This window comes from Pseudomonas sp. DR 5-09 (genome assembly GCF_001655595.1).
GTDB lineage: Bacteria > Pseudomonadota > Gammaproteobacteria > Pseudomonadales > Pseudomonadaceae > Aquipseudomonas > Aquipseudomonas pharyngis.
Map to the genome: position 1 here is coordinate 563,658 of NZ_CP011566.1, position 15,613 is coordinate 579,270.

A 15,613-nucleotide genomic window follows, 5' to 3' on the forward strand; every position below is an offset into this window, starting at 1 on the left:
AAGGTGCTGTTGAGTGTTGAAAATTGCCGTCGCTTTTTTCGGGATCCCGAGAAATTCGCAGATTTGCTTCCCTTCCATTGAACAGAACGTTCTGGCGCAGTTTCCGGCGGGCAGCGACGTACAGTGCTTCTATCATTTGTACAAAATCGATGAAGTACAGAACTTGCGCTCAGGCGAAAAAGGCGAGTTGGCGGCTGACAACTATCAGCCGTTCGAACCGATGATCGGGGCCCTGACTTCGACTGACGGGGTGCTGGAGCGTTGGGATTTCGAGCAGGTCAAAGCGCAGGGCGATACCTGGGCCGATGACTATGCGTCGCTGCGCAACCTGATCTATCAGCTCAATTCACTGCACACCGTGACCAGCATGATCGAAACCTTCAATCCCGATTTCGTCGTGTTCGTGCGCCCGGACATTTTCTTCCACAACCCGCTGCCCGCCTATGTCTTCAATCATCCAGAGGCTCGGAGGCACTCTGCCTACATTCCGGACTGGCAGTGGTGGGGCGGGTTGAACGACCGCTTTGCCATTTGCGGGCGCGATACCTATGTCGCCTATGGCAAGCGGATCGAGCGCATTTTCCAATTCTGCAAAGCGACGGGAAGAAAGCTGCACTCCGAGCGCTTGCTCAAGTACGCGCTACAGCAGACCGGTGCCAAAGTCTGCACGCTACCGACCCAAGCCTCTCGGGTGCGAATCACCGGCGCTTTTGCCGAAGAGTCGTTTTCGCCCAAACGCGGCATGGGCAAGCGTGAAAACCGTTATTTCCATTTCTTCGCGACCTTGCGCACCTGGATCGATCGTCGGCGCTAATCGGCTATTTGCTCGCGCGTTTCTTGCCAATACCAACCAGACGCAGCGCCTTCAGACTCAATTGCTTGAGTCCCGCGCGAGGGGGCTTCGCCGGTTGCAGGCCCTGTTGCACGACCCAGTCTTTCCAGCGAATCCGCTCTTCACGTACGACCCAGCCCGTCTGGGTCGCAAAGCTTTCGGCCAGATATAGCCCGCGGGTGCTGGCCGGCAGGAGCTTGTCGCGCTTGAGGGTATACAGCTCGGCCAAGGGCGCGCCGTCCTTGAGCGGCATCAGGTAGAGATCGGGGCGCTTGCGGTCCAGCCGAGCCACCAGTTGATCTCCCTCCAGACGCTCGTCGACGTGGAACAGGCTCAGGGATTTTGCCTCCTTGGGCACGTCCAGCCGCAGGTCGTAGATCAACTGCAGGGACGCGGTCGGCAAATGCACGTAGGCCCGTGGCCGTTCGAGCAATTGCAGATTGGCGCAGCGCACCGGCCGTGCCGAGCCGGACAGCGGCGTCAGGCGAAAGGGCAGGGCCTCGCGATAATGCAGCGCCGATGCGTACGGCGCCGGCAGCCAGGTGTCGTTGAAACGCCCGCCGAGCCAGCCTTCCGGGGTTTCCAGCAGGCACTCCTCGGCGATTTCCTGAATCGCCGTGTGCAGTGGGATATTCAGCTCATGGGCTGGCACGTAGCCGGAAATCAGTTTGAGCACCACGTCGCCGCGATCCTGCCGGCGCTGGCGTACCAGCACCCAATAATCGCGATTCTGCCAGTGCAGGGTCAGGCGCACCGAGACGCCGAGGTTGGCCAGCTCCAGCGCAAAACGCTCGGCATCGGCCACGCTGACCGGTTTGCGCCGCTGCAGGGTCTGGGCGAAATTCAGCGGCATGCCCACGCTCTGGTAGGTCAGGCCTTCCGGGGTGGCTTCGACGAACAGCGGCAGCGTCTTGAAGTTGCTCGGGTTCTTTCTGATGAGCGTACGCGGCATGTCGGCTCCTGCTTAAGGCCGCGAGGCGGCGTCATTGTCCACGTAGGACCTGGGCAACGGTCGCAACGTTATGGGCGAGGTGCAGCGGATTGATTGTCCCGACGATGGCACTGGCCACACCGGGCTGGGCGAACAGCAACTCGAAGCTGGCACGCACCGGATCCACACCGGGACTCAGGCACACATGACCGCTGGCCAGGGCCTTCTTCACCAGAATGGCTTTACCGTGGGCAGCAGCATAGTCAATGACCGCCTTCTCGTTTTGTTCGTTCAGATTGTAGGTGACCATCGCGCAGTCGCCTTGCTCCAGTGCTTTCAAACCACCATCGACGGTTTTGCCGGAAAAACCGAAGCCGCGAATCTTGCCCTCGGCCTTCAGCGCCGCGAGGGTTGCGTAGACTTCGCTGTCGTTGAGGATCGCCAGATCGTTGCCATCGGAGTGCACCAGCACCAGGTCGATAAAATCGGTTTCAAGACGTTGCAGACTGCGCTCCACCGACATCCGGGTGTGAGCGGCGCTGAAATCGTGGGTCGACTGGCCGTCGACGAATTCTTCGCCGACCTTGCTGACGATCACCCAGTCCTGACGCTGACCGCGCAGCAGTGGGCCGAGGCGTTCTTCGCTGCGGCCATAGGCCGGGGCGGTGTCGATCAGGTTGATGCCCAGCTCCCGCGCCTGTTTGAGCAACATGCGCGCAGCGTCATCGTCGGGGATCTGGAAGCCGTTGGGGTATTTCACGCCCTGGTCGCGGCCAAGTTTGACGGTGCCCAGGCCCAGCGGCGAGACCAGCAGCCCGGTGCTGCCCAGCGGGCGATGCAAATCGTGCAGGGTCGGCAGGCTCATGGCAGCAGTTGATCCCAGGCGGGAACGCCCATCGGTGGTTTTGGCAGCTCGGGTAACGGAGCCGCGTGGCTTGGCTGGATGCCGTCGCGTTCCAGGGAGGCAATCACCCGGTCAGCGAAGTCCGGGGCCAGGGCCAGTTTGGTTGGCCAGCCGACCAGCAGGCGACCTTCTTCGGCGAGGAACGCGTTGTCCGGACGGGTCAGGCCGGTTTGCAACGGTTCGGCACGATCGACGCGCAGTGTCGCCCATTGCACGGTGCTCAGGTCGATCCAGGGCAGCAGCTGTGCGATTTCCTTTTGTGCAGTGGCGATCTGCTCGGCGGGCTCACGGGCCACGCCTTCGGATTCGGCAATGTCGCCGCCCAGATACCAGACCCACTGACCGTCGGCGGCCGGGTGGGTGGTCACGGTAATACGCGGCTTGGTGCCGCCACCGAGGCAGTGCGCGTACAGCGGCTTCAGGCCCGGGCCCTTGGCGATGATCATATGCAGCGGCCGACGTTGCATGGCCGGATGAGTCAGGCCCAAGGCAGTCAGCAGGTCGGCAGTACCGGCGCCGGCGCTGAGGACAATGCGCTGGGCGCGGATCTCACGGCCATCGACTTTCAGGCCAACCAGCACGCCGCTTTCCAGCAACGGCTCGATGTTCTGGCCGGCGAGCAGACCGTCGCCCGACAAATCCGCCAGACGCTGAATCAGGCTCGGCACGTCGATCACCAGTTCGGCGAGGCGGTAGACCTTGCCCTTGAAGCGCTTGTCTTGCAGGGCCGGTGGCAGTTGATCGCCCTTGACCTGATCGACCCGGCCACGCACCGCTTTGCTGGCGAAGAAACTGGTGAGGTTGCCGGCCAGGGTGCCCGGCGACCACAGGTAGTGGGCCTCGGACAGCAGGCGCACGCCGGTCAGATCCAGTTCGCCGTTGCCGGCCAGGGCTTCACGCCAGCGGCGCGGCATATCGGCGATGGCTTCCGAGGCGCCGGTCAGCGCACCGTGCAGCGCGTACTTGGCGCCGCCGTGGATGATGCCCTGGGACTTCACACTCTGCCCGCCGCCGAGGCTGGCGCTTTCCACCAGCACGGTCGAGAAACCCTGGCGACGCAGGCGCGCGTTCAGCCAGAGACCGGCGACACCCGCGCCGACAATCAGCACGTCGGTGGAAATTGGAGATGGCATGCAACGACCTCAGTGTTCAAGACGAGGGCGCAGTATACAGACTCGGGGAAAAGGGGATTTGTCGATGATCAACAGAGGGGAAGGTGTCGGGCAATGTGGGAGCGGGCTTGCTCGCGAAATCGGTCTATCAGTTAACAACAATGTTGCCTGACACACCGTCTTCGCGAGCAAGCCCGCTCCGACAGGGGGTTATGCATTAATCAGTTAATGGCCGGCGGTTTTGGAAAAGAGTTGAATCACCACCACACCGAGCACGATCAGCGCCATTCCGAGCATCGCCGGGATATCCAGTTTCTGCCCATAGATGAACAGCGCGGCGACGCTGACCATCACGATGCCCATGCCGGCCCATACCGCATAGGCCACGCCCACCGGCACGCTGCGTACCACCAGGGTCAGCATCCAGAACGCAATGGCGTAGCCGACGATGACCAGCAGCAGCGGCAACGGCGTGCTGAAGCCTTTGACGGCTTTCATCGAAACGGTCGCGATCACTTCGGCACAGATGGCGATGGCCAGATAGACGTAAGCGTTCATGTTCAAATCCTCGTGTGTAGCATTGCTTTCTGAGGCGGCATTCTAGTGACTCCCCAGATGGGGTAAAGTCATTACCTATCTGTTTACAAGATGGGTTGGCCGATGAGCATGCAGTGGAATCTGGAGCAGTTGCGGGTGTTCGTCGCGGTGGCCGAACAGCGCTCGTTTTCCGCCGTGGCGCGTCAGCAGCGCAAGGCGCAGTCGGCGATCAGCAGCGCGATTGCCATGCTCGAGGACGACCTCGGTGTCAGTCTGTTCGAGCGTAGCAGTGGTCGCCAGCCGAGTCTTACCGAAGCAGGGGAGGCGTTGCTGGAGGAGGCGCGTGAAGTGTTGCGCCAGTGCGAGCGCCTGAACGGCCGGGCCGTGGCCATGATGCGCGGGCAGGAGGCGCAGCTGCGGGTGGCCCAGGACGAAGCGATGCCCTATCAGGCGCTGGTGGAAAGCTTTGCCGCGCTGGCCGAGCAATTCCCGAGCCTGGAAGTCCAACTGACCAGCGCCGCCCAAGGTGAGGTTTCGCGCAAACTGGTGGAGCGCCGGGCCGATCTCGGGCTGTTGTTCTATCACGATGAAATCCCTGAAGCGCTGGAGCGCCGGGTGCTGGGCAGTGTGGAAATGGTCACGGTCTGCGGCGTCAACCATCCCTTGGCAGCGCAGGCTTACGTCACCTGCCAGCAATTGGCGCAGCATCGGCAGTTGTTGATGTCGACCCAGACCAGTATTTATCCCGGCAATGAACCGGCCAGTCCGCAGGTCTGGCGCGCCGACAGTTTCTACGTGATGGCTGAATGGCTGGTGCGCGACCTCGGCTGGGCCTGGCTGCCGCGCCACGTGGTGCAGTACTCGGCGTATCAGGGCCTGATGGTGGAACTGGACAGCGAATGGACGCCGCCGGCGCTGGTGGTGGAACTGGTCTGGCGCCGTGATGAACCGCTCGGGCCGGCGGCGCGTTGGCTGGCGGAGCGATTTGCCATACACCTGCGGGCGATCGGCGGCAAAAGCCGATAAACTCCGCCGCCATGAATAGAACTCTCTACACCGCGCTGTTTTACCTGGGGCTGCCATTGGTGGCGATTCGGCTGTGGCTGCGTTCGCGCAAGGCGCCGGCGTATGCCAAGCGGATTGGCGAACGTTTCTCCTATGGCCTGCCGACCTTGCAGCCCGGAGGTATTTGGGTTCACGCCGTGTCGGTGGGCGAAAGCATCGCCGCCGCGCCGATGATTCGCGCGCTGCTGCAACGTTATCCACAGCTGCCGATCACCGTGACCTGCATGACGCCGACCGGTTCGGAACGCATTCACGCAATGTTCGCCAACGAGCCACGCATCCAGCACTGCTATTTGCCGTATGACTTGCCCTGCGCGGCGGCGCGTTTTCTGGATCGCGTGCAGCCGAAACTGGCAGTGATCATGGAAACCGAACTCTGGCCCAACCACATTCACCAATGCGCCAAACGCGGGATTCCGGTGGCATTGGCCAACGGACGCCTGTCCGAGCGTTCGGCCAAAGGCTATGGCCGGTTCAGCAAGCTGACCGCGCCGATGCTCGCCGAAATGAGTCTGTTCGCCGTGCAGACCGAAGCCGAAGCCCAGCGCTTCCGCGATCTCGGTGCGCGCCCGGAGACAGTCGAAGTCACCGGCTCGATCAAGTTCGACCTGACCATCGACCCGCAACTGCTGCAACGCGCCGCTGAACTGCGCGGCCAATGGCAGGCGCTGGAGCGCCCGGTGTGGATCGCTGCCAGCACCCATGAAGGCGAAGACGAGGTGGTGCTGAATGCTCACCGTCGTTTGCTGGCCAACCATCCCGATGCGCTGCTGATTCTGGTGCCGCGTCACCCCGAGCGTTTCAACTCGGTGTTCGAGTTGTGCCAGCGTGAAGGCTTTGCCACGGTGCGTCGTTCCACTGGTGCGCGTGTCGATGCGCAGACTTCGGTGCTGCTCGGCGACACCATGGGCGAGCTGCTGTTTCTCTATGCCCTGGCCGACAGCGCGTTCGTCGGCGGCAGTCTGGTGCCCAACGGCGGCCACAATCTGCTGGAACCGGCAGCGCTGGCTAAACCGGTGATCAGCGGCCCGCATCTGTTCAACTTCCTCGATATCGCAGCGCAACTGCGCAGCGCCGGGGCCTTGGCCGAGGTGGATGACGCCGAAGGTCTGGCGACAGAGGTGCAGCGTCTGTTCGAACTGCCGCGCGACGCACAGCGCATGGCCGACGCCGGGCTGAGCGTGATGCGCCGCAATCAGGGCGCGTTGCAGCGCTTGCTCGATGGCCTGGGAAGGTTGATCGACCGCCCATAAAAAACGCAGCCTCAGGGCTGCGTTTTTTTGTTCAAGGCCGGGCCTTTAGCTGGGCTTCGGCAGCCTTGGCCAGATCCGGCGGCAGGAAATCCTTGTCCGGGTTGTAGTCGGCTTTCAGATAACGCGTCAGATCCTGCAGGTCGCCCGGGTTCAATGTCCCCGCCGCCTGCTTCAGGCGCAGGTTGTCGAGGATGTAGTCGTAGCGGGTGTTGTTGTAGTTGCGCACCGAGGTGTAGAGCTGACGCTGGGCGTCGAGCACATCGACGATGTTGCGCGTCCCCACCTGGTAACCGATTTCCGTGGCTTCCACCGCGCTCTGGTTGGAGATGATCGACTGGCGGCGCGCCTGCACCTGCTCGACGTCGGTGTTCACCGCGCGGTGCAGGTTGCGGGTGTTCTCCACCACTTGCCGGCGCAGGCCTTCACGCTGCTGCTCGGTCTGGTCCAGCCGAGAGTACGACTCGCGCACTTGCGAGCTGGTCAGCCCGCCGCTGTAGATCGGGATGTTCAGTTGCAGGCCCACGGTGCTCTGCTCGACGTTGCCACTGTACGGCGTACCGAACGCGTTCGGGTTGGAGAAGCCGAGGGCGTCGTTGTCGCCTTTTTCGTATTTGGCCACGGCGTCGAGGGTCGGCAGGTGCCCGGCCTTGCGCTGTTTCAGGGTCTGTTCGGCGGAGCTGACCGCGTAGTTGCTGGCCAGCAGATTGAGGTTCTGTTTCGCGGCGGTATCGACCCAGGCCTTGGCGTCGTTCGGCGCCGGCGGCAGGATCGGCAACGTGTGGACGATGCCCTGGATCGAGTTGTACTGGCGGTTGGTCAGGGTGATCAGCGCTTGGAACGCATCATCGACCTGACGCTGGGCGACGATCCGGTTGGCCCGTGCGGTGTCGTAACTGGCTTGCGATTGCAGCACGTCGGTCTTGTCCGACAGGCCCACGTCGAAGCGCTCGTTGGACTGGTCGAGCTGGCGCTTGAACGCGGCTTCCTCGGCCTTGGTCGAGGCCAGGTTGTCCTGGCTGCGCAGCACGTTGAAGTAGCTTTCGGCGGTTTGCAGGATCAGGTTCTGCTCGGTGGCCGAAAGTTGCAGCGCGGCCTGCTCGTTGACGTCCTTGGCGGCCTGGTACTGGAACCAGCGATCGGCGCGGAACAGCGGTTGCGCCAGCGTCGCCTGATAGGAGTGCGCGCTGCGATTGGCGATGGCCGAGGGCTGGTCGATCGAAGTGCGCACGTTGGCGACTTCAGCGCCGCCGGACAGGTTCGGCAGCAGCCCGGCGCGGGCCTGGGGCACCACTTCTTTCTGCGCACCGTACTGGGCGCGGGCGGCGGCCAGGTCGGCGTTGTTGTCGACCGCTTCCTGGTAGACGCTGACCAGATCGGTCCTGGTCGATAAAGGCGCTTCTGCTGCCCAGGCCGTTGCGGTGGACGCACAAGACACGGCGACAGCCAGTGAGAGTTTGCGCAGCATGAGGCGATCCCTAGCATGAATATTATGGAAGTAATCCGGGCGCCAAAGGTAAGGCGCGGCCCATGCAGCGTCAAGGCGCAGCATGGCGTAGCGAGTGTAGTAGCGCCGACGGCAGGCAACAATCTGCCAATTGCGCCATTCATCATGGTGTTTGCCGCGGTGTTGGCGTTCTTTGCCGGTTGTGTCTAGACTGGCCGGGTTCTTGTCGGGGTGCCTTGCTATGAGGCTGAGATCGAATAATTTCGGATCCCGTTGAACCTGATCAGGTTAGCGCCTGCGTAGGGAACAAGATTTCTCGTCACCCGGCGAGTCCTCTTGTGCTTCGTCCGGGAAATTGTTCGACAATCGAACGCTCGACGACGATGCACAGCACCAGTCCTGGTGCGTCCGTGCCTTTCAGGTTCTGCTCCGACAATCCACTGCCTGGATGCTGTCTGGAGAGCCCGTGATGACTACAAAATCTAAAAGCGCGATCAACCTGAGTGACTCGGCCAAGGTCGACGAGCAGTCGGTTCAACCGTTCACCCGTTCGCAAAAAGTCTACGTTCAGGGCTCCCGCCCGGACATCCGCGTGCCGATGCGCGAAATTACCCTTGATGTGACCCCGACCGACTTCGGCGGCGAAATCAACGCGCCGGTCACCGTCTACGACACCTCGGGCCCGTACACCGATCCGAACGTGGTGATCGACGTGCGCAAAGGTCTGGGCGACGTGCGTTCGGCGTGGATCGACGACCGTGGCGACACCGAGCGTCTGCCAGGCCTGAGTTCGAATTTCGGTCAGGAACGCCTGGCCGATCCAGAGCTGACCAAGCTGCGTTTCGCCCACGTCAACAACCCGCGCCGCGCCAAGGCCGGGGCCAACGTCAGCCAGATGCACTACGCGCGCAAAGGCATCATCACTGCCGAGATGGAATACGTCGCCATCCGCGAAAACATGAAGCTGCAAGAGGCCCGCGCTGCCGGTCTGTTGAAGCAGCAGCACGCCGGCCACAGCTTCGGCGCGAGCATTCCGAAAGAAATCACCCCTGAGTTCGTGCGCGAAGAAATCGCCCGTGGTCGCGCAATCATTCCGGCCAACATCAACCACGTCGAACTCGAGCCGATGATCATTGGCCGCAACTTCCTGGTGAAGATCAACGGCAACATCGGCAACAGCGCGTTGGGTTCGTCCATCGAAGAAGAAGTGGCGAAACTGACCTGGGGCATTCGCTGGGGCTCGGACACCGTGATGGACTTGTCCACCGGCAAACACATTCACGAAACCCGCGAGTGGATCATCCGCAACTCGCCGGTTCCGATCGGCACCGTGCCGATTTATCAGGCACTGGAAAAAGTGAATGGCGTCGCCGAAGACCTGACCTGGGAGCTGTTCCGCGACACGCTGATCGAGCAGGCGGAGCAGGGCGTCGACTACTTCACCATCCACGCCGGCGTGTTGCTGCGCTACGTGCCGCTGACCGCCAAGCGTGTGACCGGCATCGTGTCCCGTGGCGGTTCGATCATGGCCAAGTGGTGCCTGGCGCACCACAAAGAGAACTTCCTCTACACCCACTTCGACGAAATCTGCGAAATCATGAAGGCCTACGACGTCAGCTTCTCGCTGGGCGACGGCCTGCGTCCGGGCTCGATTGCCGACGCCAACGACGAAGCGCAATTCGGCGAACTGGAGACCCTCGGCGAGCTGACCAAGATCGCCTGGAAGCACGACGTGCAATGCATGATCGAAGGCCCCGGCCACGTGCCGATGCAGTTGATCAAAGAGAATATGGACAAGCAGTTGGAGTGCTGCGACGAGGCGCCGTTCTACACTCTCGGCCCGCTGACCACCGACATCGCACCGGGTTACGACCACATCACCTCGGGTATCGGTGCGGCGATGATCGGCTGGTTCGGTTGCGCCATGCTCTGCTACGTGACGCCGAAGGAACACCTGGGTCTGCCGAACAAGGATGACGTGAAGACCGGGATCATCACCTACAAGATCGCGGCCCATGCGGCGGATTTGGCCAAAGGGCACCCGGGCGCGCAGATCCGCGACAACGCCTTGAGCAAGGCGCGTTTCGAATTCCGCTGGGAAGACCAGTTCAACCTCGGTCTGGACCCGGACACCGCCCGTTCGTATCACGATGAAACCCTGCCGAAGGACTCGGCGAAGGTCGCGCATTTCTGCTCGATGTGCGGGCCGAAATTCTGCTCGATGAAGATCACTCAGGAAGTCCGCGAATACGCGGCCAACCAGCGGATCGACGCGGTCGACGTGGACGTCGCCCAGGGCCTGGCGGAACAGGCCGAGCGGTTCAAGAAGGAAGGCAGTCAGCTGTACAAAAAAGTTTGATCCCGCACTGATCGTTCCCACGCTATGCGTGGGAATGCCTCTAGGGACGCTCCGCGTCCAGTGACGCGGAGCGTCGCGGGCTGCATTCCCACGCGGACGGTTCGACGCCTCGACGTGGGAACGATCGCAACGGGTCAGCACAACAACAAATGTCCCTCTGAGATAACACCCTTGAGCATTCAACCCGGTACTTATTCCCCCGACCTCGCCGTGCCCGCCGACAAGCGTGTATTCGGCGGTCGCGATCTGTTTTCCCTGTGGTTTTCCCTCGGCATCGGCCTGATGGTGTTGCAGACCGGCGCGTTGCTGGCGCCGGGGCTGGGCCTGTCGGGATCGCTGCTGGCGATTTTCCTCGGCACCCTGGTCGGCGTCCTGTTGCTGGCCGCCGTTGGCGTGATAGGCAGTGACACCGGCCTGTCGTCGATGGCCGCGCTGAAACTCAGCCTCGGCAGCAAAGGCGCGAGCCTGCCGGCGCTGCTCAACCTGCTGCAACTGATCGGTTGGGGTTCGTTCGAAATCATCGTCATGCGCGATGCGGCCAGCCTGCTCGGCACCCGTGCGTTCAGCGAAGGTTCGCTGTGGGCCAGTCCGATGCTGTGGACGCTGTGCTTCGGCGCATTGGCGACATTGCTCGCGGTCAGCGGGCCGTTGACATTCGTGCGCAAGATCCTGCGCAAGTGGGGCATCTGGCTGATTCTGGCCGCGTGCATCTGGCTGACCTGGAACCTGTTCGCCAAGGCCGATCTCGCCGCCTTGTGGGCTCAGGCCGGGGATGGCTCGATGCCGCTCGCCGTGGGTTTCGACATCGCCATCGCGATGCCGCTGTCGTGGCTGCCGCTGATTGCCGACTACTCGCGTTTCGGCAAACGGGCGAAGAACGTATTCGGCGGCACGGCGATCGGTTTCTTCATCGGCAATTTCTGGCTGATGAGTCTTGGCGTCGCCTACACCCTGGCCTTTGCGCCAAGCGGTGAAGTCAACGCGCTGCTGCTGGCACTGGCTGGCGCTGGTCTGGGCATTCCGCTGCTGCTGATTCTGCTGGACGAGTCGGAAAACGCTTTCGCCGACATTCACTCGGCAGCGGTGTCCAGCGGGATTCTGTTGCGTCTGAAAGTCGAGCATCTGGCGCTGGCCATCGGTGTGATCTGCACCCTGATCGCCTTGTTCGCGCCGTTGGCGCAGTACCAGAATTTCCTGCTGCTGATCGGCTCGGTGTTCGCGCCGCTGTTCGGCGTGGTGCTGGTGGATCACTTCATCCTGCGCAAGCGCAGTGCCCAAGTGGCGTCGGCCGCCTTGCGCTGGCCGGCACTATTGGCCTGGCTGGGTGGCATCAGCACCTATCACTTGCTGGCCAATCTGTATCCGGATGTCGGCGCGACCCTGCCGGCGCTGGTGCTGGCAGGGCTGCTGCAACTCGTGCTCGGCCGGGCTTTCAGTTACGGCCGGGAAACAGCTCGGGCTTGAGAATGCCGTTCAGGCGCGGGTAAGGGATCTTCAGTTCGACGTGGCCCAGCGCATAAGGCGCGATGGTGGTCACGTCGTACTTGAGGATCACGCCGCCGTAGGTCAGCGCCACGTTCGGGGTTTTGACGAACGGCCAGCTCTTCACGAATTCCGGTTCCTGATCGAGCTTGGTGCTGATCAGCCAGCTGTTGTGCGCCACTTGCGCCGCTTTCCAGAACGCCTCTTCCTGACCCGGCAGCAACATGTCCGCCAGGGTCAGCACCTTGTGCTGCTGACGCGAATAGTTGATGAAACCGCGTCCCGGCGTACCGTGGGCACCGCCGGTGTCCAAATAGCTCGAGGTTTCGATGATCACCAGACCGTCATGCTGCTCGCGTACTTTCGCCTGCAAATAGCTGCTGTTGCGCGGGCCGGCGTTGGCCAGGAACTGCTCGCGATACGCTGCCAGCGTCGGCGCCACCGGGGCGTTCGGTGTGGTGCGGGTCATTTGCAGCAGGCGTTTTTCGATGATGCCGTCCAGCGCCGGTTCTGCCGGGAAGCGCAACGTATCGATGTTTACCAGCGGGCAGTCCTGGTTGGAGCAACCCGGTTTCAGCGTTTCCGAGGCGTCGCGGGTGGTTTCCAGCGGCGTGCGGTAGTTGGGCTGGAACAGGCTGGCGCAGGCGCCCAGGGTCAGGGCGATGGCGGCCACGGAGGCGATTTTGAAAAGCGACATGGGCGTCCTTTCTGAAGCAGGGGAAGGCAAAAAGTTACCGCTTCGACTCTCAACGAAGCGGTCAGTTCGCCACTAAGCTAATTAGAGTGGGTTTCGCCTCCACCGTCCATCCCGCTGACAGTAAAGGGGCTGCATCAAACGTCACGGGCGCGTTAGGATGGCGCGAAGTCGAGGTCGCAGGTAAGGCGCCTCGTATTGGATTTGCAGTAAAGAGGATGCTCATGACCGATTTTGCCAAAGCCATTCCGAGCGCCGTCGATATCGTGCGACGCGAGCAGTGCTACAAGGGCTTCTACAAGCTCGACCGTCTGCACTTGCGCCACGAACTGTTCGCCGGTGGCATGAGCCGCGAAATCAATCGTGAAGTGTTCGTGCGCCACGATGCGGTGTGCATGCTGCCCTACGATCCGCAGCGCGATGAAGTGGTGCTGATCGAGCAGTTTCGCGTCGGGGCTCTGGGCAAGGCGGACAACCCGTGGCTGGTGGAACTGGTCGCCGGTCTGATCGACAAGGACGAACAGCCGGAAGAAGTTGCTCACCGCGAGGCGCAGGAGGAAGCTGGGCTGGACATCAAAGCCCTGTGGCCGATGACCAAATACTTTCCATCGCCGGGCGGCAGCAACGAATTTGTGCATCTGTATCTGGGGCGTTGCAGCACCGAAGGCGCAGGCGGCCTGCATGGGCTGGAGGAAGAAGCTGAAGATATTCGCGTTACGGTCTGGGCCTTTGAAGATGCCTTGCAGGCCGTACGTGACGGACGGATTGCCAATGCGGCGAGCATCATCGCCTTGCAGTGGCTGGCGCTCAATCGCGCCGAAGTGAGGGGGCTATGGTCGTAAACAAGTTGCGCGATCGCTACCGCGTCGACCTCGCAGGGCTGCAAGCCGCCTGCGAGGCGAACTACGCGCGCCTGATGCGACTGTTGCCAGACATGCGCAGCGACCCCGAAGCGCGGCGCATCGCGGTAACCCAGGGCGACCAGATGCTCGGCGTGCTGACTCTGGAAGTGCTGCAGGCCTGTCCGTACACCACGACTCTGCAGGTGCGTCAGGAACACAGCCTGCCATGGCTGCCGGTGCCGCAACTGGAGGTGCAGGTCTATCACGACGCGCGTATGGCCGAGGTGATCAGTGCCGAGCATGCGCGACGCTTTCGCGGCGTCTATCCTTACCCGAATGCGGCCATGCACCAGCCGGACGAAAAAGCCCAGCTCAATCTGTTCCTGGGTGAATGGCTGAGTCATTGTCTGGCGTGCGGACACGAATACGCGGCAGTCCGATAACCAGCGCAAGTTGTGAACTGCGTCCGGTTCGCCGGTTTCTCTTTGTGGTGTCCCCCCGCATAATTGCCGCACCTATCCAGTCCCGCGATCCCGGGGGAGAACGCCTTGCCGAGCGTATCGACTTTGACCACCGCCGACACGGCGTTGCTGGTGCAACTCTCTGACAGCCATCTGTTCGCCGAGGCGGACGGAACGCTGCTGGGCATGAACACCCGCGAGAGTCTGCAAAAAGTCATCGAGCTGGTGCTCGAACAGCAACCGCGGATCGACCTGATCGTTGCCAGCGGCGACCTGTCCCAGGACGGTACGCTGGAGTCCTACCAGCAATTCCGGCAGATGACGGCGCAGATCGACGCACCGGCCCGCTGGATCCCCGGCAATCACGACGAACCGCAGATCATGGCTCAAGCGACTGTGAAGAGCGCGTTGCTGGAGTCCGTGGTGGATGTCGGCAACTGGCGAGTGACCCTGCTCGATTCGGCGGTGCCCGGATCGGTGCCGGGGTATTTGCAGGATCACCAACTGCAACTGCTCGCCGGCTCCCTGAGCGAAGCGCCGGATCGCCATCATCTGGTGTGCTTCCACCACCATCCGGTGTCGATCGGCTGCCCCTGGATGGAGCCGATCGGCTTGCGCAATCCGGAAGCGTTTTTCGAGGTGCTCGATCGGTTCCCGCAGGCCCGCGCGGTACTGTGGGGGCATGTGCATCAGGAAATCGACCGCGAACGTAACGGCGTAAGGCTGATTGCCTCGCCGTCGACCTGCATCCAGTTCGAGCCGGGAAGCGAAGGCTTCAAGGTCGGCGAGCAGGCGCCGGGGTATCGCTGGTTGCGATTGTTGCCGGATGGACGTCTGGAGACTGGCGTCGAGCGCGTCACCGACTTCGAGTTCACCGTCGATTACGGCTCTGAAGGCTACTGAAAACCGAGCCGCGTCCTTCGCGAGCAAGCTCGCGCCCACCATGGATTTGCCAACGGCACAGATCCCTTGTGGCAGCGAGCCTGCTCGCGAAGGCGTCCTTACAGACACCCACGACCCCCTGACTCCCTGTAAACTCCGCTTTCTTAAGCCGACGCCCAGGGAGCTCAAATGTCCGGTTCGATTCTCTATATCCATGGTTTCAACAGCGCGCCGGCCTCGAAGAAGGCCTGTCAGCTGGTCGAGGTGATGGAACGGCTGGGTCTGAGCGATCAACTGCGTGTGCCGGCGCTGCATCACCACCCGCGTGAAGCCATCGGTCAGCTGGAACAGGCAATCGCCGAACTCGGCCGGCCATTGCTGGTGGGAAGCTCGCTCGGCGGCTACTATGCGACTCACCTGGCCGAGCGCCATGGCCTGAAAGCCCTGCTGGTCAACCCGGCCGTCAGCCCGCACCGGATGTTCGACGGATACCTGGGCACCCAGAAAAACCTGTACACCGACGAAACCTGGGAGCTGACACACGACCACGTGACGGCCCTGGCCGAGCTGGAAGTGCCGGCGCCGCAGGATCCGCAGCGATATCAGGTATGGTTGCAGACCGGGGATGAAACGCTGGATTATCGCCTCGCCCAGCAATATTACCGGGCGTGCGCCTTGCGCATTCAGGCCGGCGGCGACCACAGTTTCCAGGGATTTGTTACACAATTGCCGGCATTGCTCAGCTTTGCCGGGATTGGCGCCGATACCTATCAGGCAATCGATTTCACCGCACTGTGAAGTCTTGCCCCATTTTC

Annotated in this window: 15 protein-coding genes and 1 riboswitch; of the genes, 9 read left to right on the forward strand and 6 right to left on the reverse strand. The window is 62.2% G+C overall.

Features of this window, described 5'->3' with window-relative positions; translation table 11 throughout:
• Positions 1-13: 13 nt before the first annotated feature.
• A complete protein-coding gene (locus tag PDR5_RS02450; RefSeq protein WP_064593051.1) occupies positions 14-814 on the forward strand; it encodes a hypothetical protein in 801 nt (266 codons plus the stop codon).
• Positions 815-818: 4 nt separating this feature from the next.
• On the opposite strand, the gene PDR5_RS02455 is transcribed toward PDR5_RS02450, so the two are convergent.
• The 4 genes from PDR5_RS02455 to PDR5_RS02470 form a co-directional block, all read right to left on the reverse strand.
• Entirely contained in the window at positions 819-1,784 is a 966-nt protein-coding gene (locus tag PDR5_RS02455) for a hypothetical protein (RefSeq protein ID WP_064593054.1), read from the reverse strand.
• A gap of 31 nt (positions 1,785-1,815) precedes the next feature.
• A complete protein-coding gene (locus PDR5_RS02460; RefSeq protein ID WP_064593056.1) occupies positions 1,816-2,628 on the reverse strand; it encodes an aldo/keto reductase in 813 nt (270 codons plus the stop codon).
• A complete protein-coding gene (locus PDR5_RS02465) occupies positions 2,625-3,800 on the reverse strand; it encodes an NAD(P)/FAD-dependent oxidoreductase (protein ID WP_064593058.1) in 1,176 nt (391 codons plus the stop codon). Before PDR5_RS02465 ends, PDR5_RS02460 begins: the two co-directional genes overlap by 4 nt.
• A gap of 204 nt (positions 3,801-4,004) precedes the next feature.
• The gene (locus tag PDR5_RS02470) at positions 4,005-4,337 is read right to left on the reverse strand and encodes a DMT family transporter (RefSeq protein WP_064593060.1); all 333 of its coding nucleotides are present in this window, start codon (positions 4,335-4,337) and stop codon (positions 4,005-4,007) included.
• A 102-nt stretch (positions 4,338-4,439) separates the two neighbouring features.
• On the opposite strand from PDR5_RS02470, the gene PDR5_RS02475 reads away from it, so the two are divergent.
• On the forward strand, positions 4,440-5,342 hold the full coding sequence (locus tag PDR5_RS02475; protein WP_064593062.1) for a LysR family transcriptional regulator: 903 nt from the start codon (positions 4,440-4,442) through the stop codon (positions 5,340-5,342).
• Positions 5,343-5,353: 11 nt separating this feature from the next.
• Positions 5,354-6,634: a lipid IV(A) 3-deoxy-D-manno-octulosonic acid transferase gene (gene waaA, locus PDR5_RS02480; protein ID WP_064593064.1), complete on the forward strand. Its 1,281-nt coding sequence runs from the start codon at positions 5,354-5,356 to the stop codon at positions 6,632-6,634.
• A 31-nt stretch (positions 6,635-6,665) separates the two neighbouring features.
• Here the strand turns inward: waaA and PDR5_RS02485 are convergent, their stop codons facing one another.
• Positions 6,666-8,099 (reverse strand): TolC family outer membrane protein, encoded by a 1,434-nt coding sequence (locus tag PDR5_RS02485; protein ID WP_039766588.1) that lies wholly within the window; start codon positions 8,097-8,099, stop codon positions 6,666-6,668.
• Positions 8,100-8,295: 196 nt separating this feature from the next.
• Positions 8,296-8,401, forward strand: a riboswitch (TPP riboswitch).
• A 146-nt stretch (positions 8,402-8,547) separates the two neighbouring features.
• On the opposite strand from PDR5_RS02485, the gene thiC reads away from it, so the two are divergent.
• The gene (gene thiC / locus PDR5_RS02490; protein WP_064593066.1) at positions 8,548-10,437 is read left to right on the forward strand and encodes a phosphomethylpyrimidine synthase ThiC; all 1,890 of its coding nucleotides are present in this window, start codon (positions 8,548-8,550) and stop codon (positions 10,435-10,437) included.
• Between the two features lie 171 nt (positions 10,438-10,608).
• The gene (cytX, locus tag PDR5_RS02495) at positions 10,609-11,901 is read left to right on the forward strand and encodes a putative hydroxymethylpyrimidine transporter CytX (RefSeq protein ID WP_064593068.1); all 1,293 of its coding nucleotides are present in this window, start codon (positions 10,609-10,611) and stop codon (positions 11,899-11,901) included.
• Here cytX and PDR5_RS02500 read toward each other — a convergent pair.
• On the reverse strand, positions 11,870-12,616 hold the full coding sequence (locus PDR5_RS02500; RefSeq protein WP_064382905.1) for an RsiV family protein: 747 nt from the start codon (positions 12,614-12,616) through the stop codon (positions 11,870-11,872). The two genes, cytX and PDR5_RS02500, sit on opposite strands and share 32 nt — an antisense overlap.
• Positions 12,617-12,837: 221 nt before the next feature.
• Between PDR5_RS02500 and PDR5_RS02505 the strand changes: the two genes are divergently transcribed.
• The 4 genes from PDR5_RS02505 to PDR5_RS02520 all read left to right on the forward strand — a co-directional run bounded on the left by PDR5_RS02505 (position 12,838) and on the right by PDR5_RS02520 (position 15,596).
• Entirely contained in the window at positions 12,838-13,455 is a 618-nt protein-coding gene (locus PDR5_RS02505; protein ID WP_064593070.1) for an NUDIX domain-containing protein, read from the forward strand.
• A complete protein-coding gene (locus PDR5_RS02510; RefSeq protein WP_039766596.1) occupies positions 13,446-13,898 on the forward strand; it encodes a DUF1249 domain-containing protein in 453 nt (150 codons plus the stop codon). The genes PDR5_RS02505 and PDR5_RS02510 overlap by 10 nt, the downstream gene beginning before the upstream one ends.
• Before the next feature lie 105 nt (positions 13,899-14,003).
• A complete protein-coding gene (gene cpdA / locus PDR5_RS02515) occupies positions 14,004-14,819 on the forward strand; it encodes a 3',5'-cyclic-AMP phosphodiesterase (RefSeq protein ID WP_064593072.1) in 816 nt (271 codons plus the stop codon).
• 168 nt (positions 14,820-14,987) lie between these two features.
• Complete coding sequence (locus tag PDR5_RS02520) at positions 14,988-15,596, forward strand: YqiA/YcfP family alpha/beta fold hydrolase (protein ID WP_064382909.1); 609 nt, start codon at positions 14,988-14,990, stop codon at positions 15,594-15,596.
• The last annotated feature ends 17 nt before the right edge of the window (positions 15,597-15,613 follow it).

Excerpts from the sequence above, each read along its gene's own strand:
- PDR5_RS02470 (WP_064593060.1), bottom strand. The coding sequence starts at position 4,337 with ATGAACGCTTACGTCTATCTGGCCATCGCCATCTGTGCCGAAGTGATC.
- PDR5_RS02500 (WP_064382905.1), bottom strand. The coding sequence starts at position 12,616 with ATGTCGCTTTTCAAAATCGCCTCCGTGGCCGCCATCGCCCTGACCCTG.
- PDR5_RS02485 (WP_039766588.1), bottom strand. The coding sequence starts at position 8,099 with ATGCTGCGCAAACTCTCACTGGCTGTCGCCGTGTCTTGTGCGTCCACC.
- PDR5_RS02475 (WP_064593062.1), top strand. The coding sequence starts at position 4,440 with ATGAGCATGCAGTGGAATCTGGAGCAGTTGCGGGTGTTCGTCGCGGTG.
- PDR5_RS02510 (WP_039766596.1), top strand. The coding sequence starts at position 13,446 with ATGGTCGTAAACAAGTTGCGCGATCGCTACCGCGTCGACCTCGCAGGG.
- PDR5_RS02460 (WP_064593056.1), bottom strand. The coding sequence starts at position 2,628 with ATGAGCCTGCCGACCCTGCACGATTTGCATCGCCCGCTGGGCAGCACC.
- PDR5_RS02455 (WP_064593054.1), bottom strand. The coding sequence starts at position 1,784 with ATGCCGCGTACGCTCATCAGAAAGAACCCGAGCAACTTCAAGACGCTG.
- PDR5_RS02520 (WP_064382909.1), top strand. The coding sequence starts at position 14,988 with ATGTCCGGTTCGATTCTCTATATCCATGGTTTCAACAGCGCGCCGGCC.
- PDR5_RS02465 (WP_064593058.1), bottom strand. The coding sequence starts at position 3,800 with ATGCCATCTCCAATTTCCACCGACGTGCTGATTGTCGGCGCGGGTGTC.
- thiC (WP_064593066.1), top strand. The coding sequence starts at position 8,548 with ATGACTACAAAATCTAAAAGCGCGATCAACCTGAGTGACTCGGCCAAG.
- waaA (WP_064593064.1), top strand. The coding sequence starts at position 5,354 with ATGAATAGAACTCTCTACACCGCGCTGTTTTACCTGGGGCTGCCATTG.
- PDR5_RS02505 (WP_064593070.1), top strand. The coding sequence starts at position 12,838 with ATGACCGATTTTGCCAAAGCCATTCCGAGCGCCGTCGATATCGTGCGA.